Source organism: Melghirimyces profundicolus, from assembly GCF_003054245.1.
Lineage (GTDB): Bacteria > Bacillota > Bacilli > Thermoactinomycetales > DSM-45169 > Melghirimyces > Melghirimyces profundicolus.
The window spans coordinates 1-7,141 of the sequence record NZ_QBKR01000051.1; the positions used below are offsets into that span (position 1 = coordinate 1).

The 7,141-nt window shown below is 57.9% G+C and carries 10 protein-coding genes; 6 read left to right on the plus strand and 4 right to left on the minus strand.

Translation table 11 applies throughout. From position 1 onward, the window contains the following. Nucleotides 1-157 precede the first annotated feature (157 nt). Complete coding sequence (locus C8P63_RS18365; protein ID WP_108026788.1) at nt 158-1,123, minus strand: hypothetical protein; 966 nt, start codon at nt 1,121-1,123, stop codon at nt 158-160. A gap of 257 nt (nt 1,124-1,380) precedes the next feature. Between C8P63_RS18365 and crcB the strand changes: the two genes are divergently transcribed. After that, a complete protein-coding gene (crcB, locus tag C8P63_RS18370; protein WP_108026792.1) occupies nt 1,381-1,755 on the plus strand; it encodes a fluoride efflux transporter CrcB in 375 nt (124 codons plus the stop codon). Then, nucleotides 1,752-2,108 (plus strand): fluoride efflux transporter FluC, encoded by a 357-nt coding sequence (locus C8P63_RS18375; RefSeq protein WP_108026810.1) that lies wholly within the window; start codon nt 1,752-1,754, stop codon nt 2,106-2,108. The genes crcB and C8P63_RS18375 overlap by 4 nt, the downstream gene beginning before the upstream one ends. Here C8P63_RS18375 and C8P63_RS18380 read toward each other — a convergent pair. Further along, the gene (locus C8P63_RS18380; RefSeq protein ID WP_108026796.1) at nt 2,101-2,565 is read right to left on the minus strand and encodes a nucleotidyltransferase domain-containing protein; all 465 of its coding nucleotides are present in this window, start codon (nt 2,563-2,565) and stop codon (nt 2,101-2,103) included. The genes C8P63_RS18375 and C8P63_RS18380 overlap by 8 nt on opposite strands. Nucleotides 2,566-2,635: 70 nt before the next feature. On the opposite strand from C8P63_RS18380, the gene C8P63_RS18385 reads away from it, so the two are divergent. The 4 genes from C8P63_RS18385 to C8P63_RS19850 all read left to right on the plus strand — a co-directional run bounded on the left by C8P63_RS18385 (nt 2,636) and on the right by C8P63_RS19850 (nt 6,041). Next, entirely contained in the window at nt 2,636-3,745 is a 1,110-nt protein-coding gene (locus tag C8P63_RS18385) for an AbrB family transcriptional regulator (RefSeq protein WP_170109763.1), read from the plus strand. A gap of 26 nt (nt 3,746-3,771) precedes the next feature. Then, nucleotides 3,772-5,127, plus strand: a complete 1,356-nt coding sequence (locus C8P63_RS18390; protein ID WP_108026803.1) for a hypothetical protein — start codon at nt 3,772-3,774, stop codon at nt 5,125-5,127. Nucleotides 5,128-5,250: 123 nt separating this feature from the next. Then, nucleotides 5,251-5,727, plus strand: coding sequence for a DinB family protein (locus C8P63_RS18395; RefSeq protein WP_170109764.1), 477 nt, complete (start codon nt 5,251-5,253; stop codon nt 5,725-5,727). A gap of 179 nt (nt 5,728-5,906) precedes the next feature. Then, the gene (locus tag C8P63_RS19850) at nt 5,907-6,041 is read left to right on the plus strand and encodes a hypothetical protein (protein WP_281258747.1); all 135 of its coding nucleotides are present in this window, start codon (nt 5,907-5,909) and stop codon (nt 6,039-6,041) included. 156 nt (nt 6,042-6,197) lie between these two features. Here C8P63_RS19850 and C8P63_RS18400 read toward each other — a convergent pair whose 3' ends face one another. Then, nucleotides 6,198-6,587 (minus strand): transposase, encoded by a 390-nt coding sequence (locus C8P63_RS18400; protein WP_108026806.1) that lies wholly within the window; start codon nt 6,585-6,587, stop codon nt 6,198-6,200. Beyond that, nucleotides 6,551-7,033: a transposase gene (locus C8P63_RS20150; protein ID WP_108026808.1), complete on the minus strand. Its 483-nt coding sequence runs from the start codon at nt 7,031-7,033 to the stop codon at nt 6,551-6,553. Before C8P63_RS20150 ends, C8P63_RS18400 begins: the two co-directional genes overlap by 37 nt. Nucleotides 7,034-7,141: the final 108 nt, after the last annotated feature.

A 7,141-nucleotide genomic window follows, 5' to 3' on the forward strand; every position in this document is an offset into this window, starting at 1 on the left:
CGACCCCAGGCGAGACTTGTGCTCTGTGAGTGCATAGCGAGACCGGGGAGTGAAGCGACCCCAGGCGAGACTTGTGCTCTGTGAGTGCAGCCGGAACGGCTTTGGGTAAATGCTGCCGCTCACTTTTTCACAACGCTTCTATGGCAAGCCCGCCCCTTTAAACCATCCCCACCGGTTCCAGCTTTCGTACCAGCTGTTCCGCTTCTTCCGGCAGAAAACCGCCGGTCCGCCGGCCATGTTCCCGTTCCGGTGCGGCGGGGATTTCCCCGATGATGAGGGCGGAAGGCATCACGATCCGCCTGCGGTTCATCCAGACGTGGGGCGCATAAAAACTATACCGCCGACCCGCCATCTCTTCTCCGTACATCACTCTCCCGGTCCCGGGACGGACCAGGTTGACACTGATTCCGAGTGTGTCCTGACCCGCCCTTTCATACACCAGATCAAACCCGTTCTCCGGATGCTCTTCCAGCCCCAGAGGTACCAGGGCCGCCTTTCGAAAGCGTTTCACCGTCCGTTCGTGAAACAGGGTCAAGGCCTCCTGGCATTCCCGAAAACGGGATCCCGGATCCGGCAGGACAGGCATGGCGGCAGGCCAGTCGAAGCCGGACGTTTGCTTTAATCCTTCCACGCTGAGTGCCCCGGCGATGTCCCCTTTCCAACGCTTTTCCACGAACCGCCGCTGCTCCTCGGTGGCGGTGGCCACCACGACAATCCCTCCCCGGTCCAGGGCGGAGACAATCGCCTCCATCCCCGCGGAATCCACATTGCCTCTTTGTTTCACCCCGTAGTGGACCAGGATGCTTTCCCCGCGGCGGAACCCGGCTTTCTCAAAGGCTTGCAGGGGGGAGAGCGAACCCCGTTTCCCCATGAAGGTGAAGTGAAAGCCTTCCATCGAACCGCGGAAGGTCAGACTCCCCCCGGGAGCCAGCAGCTGGAAGAAACGGGGGAAGGCACCTTCACCGCCGTTGCAGGTCAGTTCCTGAGGCGACCGTCCCCCGTTCCGCCTGCGGCAGTCCCGGATCCAGGTCCGGCCCATGGCTTCCCACCTTCTCCATTGGGAAGGATCCCCCGGCACTTTTGTGAACACACCCCGATAGCGCAAATCTTCCCGGATGTCCATTGATCCCCGCTCCTTCCGATCAGATGATGGATGAAACCCATTCCCGTTCATTTTTGTAGTATAACAGATCCTCATGTTTGTTGTTGTGTTATATAATACACGCTGGCCAATGAAATGACAAGACTTTTTTCCCACGATTCAAAAAATGTTTACTCCTTCTTCCTCCCACCTTGCACCGGAAGTCCGACTCTTCTACACTGAAAAGGTCCCGGCGGATTTGCCGGGACCTGACATCCTCGATGCAAGGAGTCGTCGCCATGATTTATGCGGCTGTCGGAATCGGCGGGATCCTCGGGGCCCTTCTCCGGTATGGACTGAGCGTGCTTCTCTTTGTTCCGGGAGGAGGGTTTCCTCTGGGGACCCTTGCCGCCAACTGGATCGGGTGTCTGGCACTGGGGTGGTTCCATGCCCGTCCCCCCTCTTCTCCCGTGTTCCGGACCGGGATCGGGACGGGGCTGATCGGCTCCTTCACCACCTTTTCCACCTTCAGCGTGGAAACTGTAACCTTCCTTCAAGACGGCCGTTGGATCACGGCGGGAATCTATCTTCTGGCCAGCATCTGGGGGGGGATATGGCTCATCCGGACCGGCTCCCGTCTGGGAGCGTGCCGAAAGGAGGGGGCCCGATGCTGATCCACGCCCTCTGGGTGGCCGCCGGCGGATTTCTGGGAGCCATCTCCCGCTATTTGCTCGGCCGGTGGCTCAACCGGCCGGACGGCCAACTTCCCTGGGGGACCCTCGCAGCCAATCTGACCGGCTCTTTCCTGCTCGGGTGGATGATCGGCTCGGGCTTCAGCGATCGGTGGCTTCTGTTTGCCGGAACCGGATTTATGGGGGCCTTCACCACTTTCTCCACGCTGCACTGGGAAGCGGAACAAATGCCCCCGGAAGAACGGAACCGGTCTCTGATCTACCTCGGGATCACATACTCCGCCGGCTTGCTGGCGGCCTTCCTCGGATACGGGTGGGGATCGGGGATCATGTGAGCCCCGCCTCCTTCCGGATCCTTTCCGCCTTTTCCAGGCGCCCCATTTTCCGATAGGCCTGGTATTCATACTCCAGAGAAAGAACCGGGACCTTGCATCTTTCCCATACCACCCACCGGCGGTGCCGGAGAAGGTCGACGGGCGCCTCCCATTCCCCGCCCACCCGCTTTTGCAGATCCCCCATCACTTCCACCCGGACCCCCTTCCACCGAAACTCCCCGAAATAGGAGCGGATCCGCTCCCTGGAGGAAAATCGGATGTTTCGGACCGCCCCGTCCGAAAACAGCTTTTCCATTCGGTAAGCCCCCTCCCGGTCCGTCTGCAGGTCAATGTCGCGGACCTGGAAAGGAAGTCCCTGAAGGGCAAAGGCAAGACTCCCCGTCAACACCCACCGAATCCCGGTTCCCTCCAGGCGGCCGTAAACCGCCCGGAAGACTTCCATCAAACGGCGGTCCATATTCCACCTTCCTTTCCGTCATTCCCCGTCACCCGGAATCTTCGTTTTGCGAAAAGGTTGTCAATCAACCGTGTTTGGGTTAAGTTGGATCTATGAGCGGGATGAGAAGGTGATCACAATCCAACCGATAAGAGAACCGTTCCTCCCTTGGCTCCGGACCCTCCTTCTCTCCGTGGCCGGCGGAGGCGTTTTTGCTTTGCTTCAGCTTCCGATCCCTTGGGTTTTGGGACCGATGGTAAGTGTGCTGTTATGGTCCCGTTATGCCCGGGCTCCTCTGTATTGGCCCCAAGAGTGGCGGAACTCGGGACTGATCGCCATCGGCTACATGCTGGGAACCTCCTTTACCCTTGAAACCATGGGCAAAATTATCGCCCAGCTCCCCTCCATGTTGCTGATGACCGCCCTGACCCTGGGCTTCAGCGTATGGATGGCCTGGATCATTTCCCGAAGAACGGATCTGAACTTCCGGACCGCGCTGACGGCCAACATCCCGGGCGGCCTGTCCCAGATGATCACCTTGGGGGAGGAAATGAAGGGAGTCGATCTGACCGTGGTCACCTTCTTCCAGGTGACCCGTCTTTTGACAGTCATTTTCGTGGTACCGTTTCTGGTCCTGGGACTCACCGGTACAGAGAGACCCAACACGGGCGGAGACGGGGCGACAAACTGGGCGGCCGACGGACCCGAACTCCTCCTTTTCGGTCTGGCGGCGGTCCTGGCGGCCCGGGTGGGGCGAAAACTGCGGCTGCCCACCGCCTATCTGATGGGTCCGGTCATCGTGACCGCTCTGTTTGGAGTTCTGGGATTCAACCCACCGGATTTACCGATTTTAATCAGGAACATCGCTCAGCTGTTCATGGGGGCTTACTTCGGTTTGATGATGAAACCGGAGAGCCTGACCCGACACCCGGGCGTCGGTCTGTTGGCCCCCGTCACCGGACTGGTGATGGTGGTGTTCTCATGGGGATTGGGCTTGTTGCTGGTCCGGATGCATGACATGTCCCTGGTGACGGCGTTCCTGGGGCTGTCTCCAGGCGGGATGGCCACCATGGGAGTGGTGGCGAGGGAAGTCCATGCGGGGATGGCCACCGTAACCGGGTACCAGATGTTCCGGGTCTTCTTCATCCTGTTCTTTGTTCCGCCCCTGCTCCGGTGGCTGTTCCGCAAGTCTGCTGCATGATTTTGCAACCAAGGAGTCTTGATGCCATGCCTTCGACCGATACGCTGCGCCGCTGGCTCTATACCGCCTTTGTACTTCTGTATATGGGAAACCTGTTCATTGGTTCGGCTCCACTGACAGTGGTAACGGGGATCGTCGCCATGGCTTGCCTCCCCATCTCCTATCCGGGGGCGACCCGGACGTTCCGGGTGGTCAGCGTGGCGTTTCTGGGGATAGGGCTCGGACTTCTGGTCGCTTCCGGGACACCGTGGACCCGGATCCCCGGTCATTTCACCTCCACGGGGTTGATGCTGGCACTTCTCTACATGTTGCCGTGGATCAACAACCTGATCATCGTCGGCCGGTATGAACAGCACCTGGGACGCCTGTTGAAAAACGGGACGGACCATCCGGGTAAATTGTACCGGCGGACCTCCCTCGTCAGTTATGTATTGTGCATCTTCCTCTTTTTCGCTTCCATTCCCCTGGTTTACCGGGTTCTGCGGAAACAGCTGACCCGGCTGCCGGAAGCGGTGCGCAACCGGTTCGCCGCTGAATCGGTGCTGCGGGCCTTCGCCATGGCCACGGTATGGAGTCCGGTGGAAGTGTTCATCGTGGTGGTCTCAAGCATCACCGGAGTGGCGTATCCGGAGTTCCTTCCTTGGCTGCTCCTCTTTTCCGGCACCATGATCGGGGTGGACTGGCTGCTCGCCGTCCGCCACCGAAAACATGAACTGCAACCGCGGTCCGGGGCCTCCGCAGGGGAACCGGTACGGCTCGGCAAATTGTTTCAGCTCATTGCGGCCCTGGCCGTCCTGATCGGGACGTCCATCGCCCTGTCCCGGTGGCTCGCCATCGACTTTTTCGCCGCCGTCACCCTGCTGATCCTGCCCTACTGTCTCGTGTGGGCCCTCTTGATCCACCGGGGAAGAGCTTATTGGAAATACAGTCTCCTCGCCTGGAAAAAACAGGTGCCGGAACTGAACAACCTGGCCCTTCTCTTCCTCTCCCTCGGCTTTTTCAACCGGATGGTGGAGGAGACGGCGGTGCTGGAATTTTTGCGGGGCCCCCTTGTCTCCCTGGCGGAAACGCCGGTGATTCTGTTTGTCCTGATCCAGCTCTCTTCCGTACTGCTGGCCCTGGTCGGCTTTCATCCCCTGGTCACGCTGGGGCTTCAGGGAGTGCTGCTCCAGCCGCTCCTGGACACGATCGACCCCCTCAGCCTGGCGGTGCTCCTTTTGACCGCCAACATCGCCAGCGACGCTTCCGGCACTTACAACACCACCGTCGCCCTGATGAGCCAGCTGACCGGGGAGCCTCCCTACCGGATCACCCGCTGGAACATCGGTTTCGCCCTCCTGTACAGCAGTGTTGGAACCGCTTTGGCCCTGCTGTTGTTGTGAGAATGGATCCATTTGCAGCTTGGAACCTGCCACTTCCCCTCTCCCCGGTGTCGTGATACATGGAAGGATTTTTTAAGGTAACGGCGAATCGTTACCCCTACTGTGATGAAGGGGGATACACAGTTGAAAGGGAAAAAAGAGTTGCTGTTGGACCAGCTGGCAGCCTGCCGGGATGATCCGAGTTGGTTTCCTCCCCTGAGCCGTGCCCTGAAGGGACTGACGGCCGAGGAAGCCCTGTGGCGGGAAGACGAATCCATGAAGACCATCTGGCAGATCGTCCATCACCTCACTTTCTGGAACGAAAGGTGGCTCAGCCGGTTTATGGGTGAACCGACTTCCGGAGCGGTGGATAACAATTGGACCTTTGAGGTGAAGGAGGTATCCGGAGAAGACTGGCAAAACGCCGTCACCCGGTTGGAGACCAGCCTTGCCGATTGGCAGACCGCCCTTTCCAAGTGCGCCGATTTCAAACTGTACGAACCCATTCCCGACTATCCGGAGGAAGCCCCCTGGTGGGGAGCTGTTTCCAACCTGTGCACCCACCACGCGTTCCATATCGGTCAGATCGTCCGCATCCGGCAGAGGCAGGGATCCTGGTAGACAAGAGGGTGGAGACCGCTGTTCGAAGAAAAAGTGGAATAACATATAAGCAAATATCTTATTCATCATCGATATTCAGCCATATTATCTATTGACATCTGTCTAAAACGCGTTATCTTATTATTAGGAGGGTTTACTCCTCTTATCAACGAATCACTGCCATTCAAGGAGGGGTTAAGATGCTGAAGAAGCTGGTAGCCTCGACGGAAGAACTGCCCGTACCGGCTGGAATCATCCCGTTCTTCCTGCTCAAGAGAAAGAAAAAAGCGGCCCGCCCCGAAGGCGAGTCCGCCACACAGAAAAAGATTCACTAACCATCTTTACTTTATCAAAAAACCGCGCGTTTGCCAAAAACCCCCGCCCTTGAGGCGGGGTTTTTAATAGAAGGCTAGTACAGGATAGGTTTAAGAACGAATCGTGTCGGCTGATAAGCCGAAAAAGAGAATGACCCATCGTTGGACCCGATCCAGTCACCATCGCCAAGTCGCTCGTAAGGAGGGGCCCGGAAATGAAGCCAGCCCCTTCCCATCCTGGCCGGATGGATCGTCATCCTCCAAGACATCACCCTGTTTCCAAAGATGTAACAGCCAGGTATAGGCCAGGTTGACCACTGCCAAGTGCCGGTGCAGACCCTGCCAGTGCCGTCCTTGGTATTCGTCCATCCCGCGGAGCTCCTTGGCATCCTGAAAGTAACGCTCGATGGCCCAGCGGCGGTGACCCCAGCGAACCATGTCAGCCACCGAGGTCTCCTCAGGCAACGTGCTGAAGAAAAACTTTTCCTCCTGGTCGTGGCCGGGCAAAGGACGTTCCCCGATCAGCCATCCTATCGAGCCAGTGGTGTCCCCATGGGCCCGGTACATCCGGACCGCAGCAATCCGGGTCTGTAAACCCCGGGATCCTTCCCCCTAAGTGACCGTCTGCCAACATTCCTCCGGCAACCGATCCAAAACCTCTTTGGCCGTCTCCAGTAGGTTGGTCGGGCGGGCTTTCGGCCGCCCCGTGTAGGCCGGATGAAAGATTTACTTCGCACACCAAAGTTGGAGGGAACAGCAACGACATAGGGTAAATCACGCGCTTCCAGTCCCTCCAAAAACCCGGGGGTTCCACCGTAACCGGCGTCGGCCGTGACAGTCTTAAAGGGAACCTCTTCTTTGCGTGCCCAGTCCAACAAATCCAAGGCCATTTCCGGTTTGTTTTGAAAGGAAACATCCGCTGGGATCTGTGCTGCGGCCCTGCGTATGGAAGGATAATGTCTTTTTCGGCTCCCTGTAGAGAGTGAACGGTGTTTACGGTCAACCCTCGATATGAAATTCTTTCTTTACAAGCTATTTCAAAATTAGTTTTACGCACCATAAAATAACGGCAACGAAACAAAAAGCTTTATAGATATGTAAATAACGCTCATATCGAACGA

Coding starts and splice junctions, on each gene's coding strand:
- C8P63_RS18380 (WP_108026796.1), bottom strand. CDS start 2,565: ATGGACCGCCGTTTGATGGAAGTCTTCCGGGCGGTTTACGGCCGCCTG.
- crcB (WP_108026792.1), top strand. CDS start 1,381: ATGATTTATGCGGCTGTCGGAATCGGCGGGATCCTCGGGGCCCTTCTC.
- C8P63_RS19850 (WP_281258747.1), top strand. CDS start 5,907: ATGCTGAAGAAGCTGGTAGCCTCGACGGAAGAACTGCCCGTACCGGCT.
- C8P63_RS18400 (WP_108026806.1), bottom strand. CDS start 6,587: ATGTACCGGGCCCATGGGGACACCACTGGCTCGATAGGATGGCTGATC.
- C8P63_RS18365 (WP_108026788.1), bottom strand. CDS start 1,123: ATGGACATCCGGGAAGATTTGCGCTATCGGGGTGTGTTCACAAAAGTG.
- C8P63_RS18390 (WP_108026803.1), top strand. CDS start 3,772: ATGCCTTCGACCGATACGCTGCGCCGCTGGCTCTATACCGCCTTTGTA.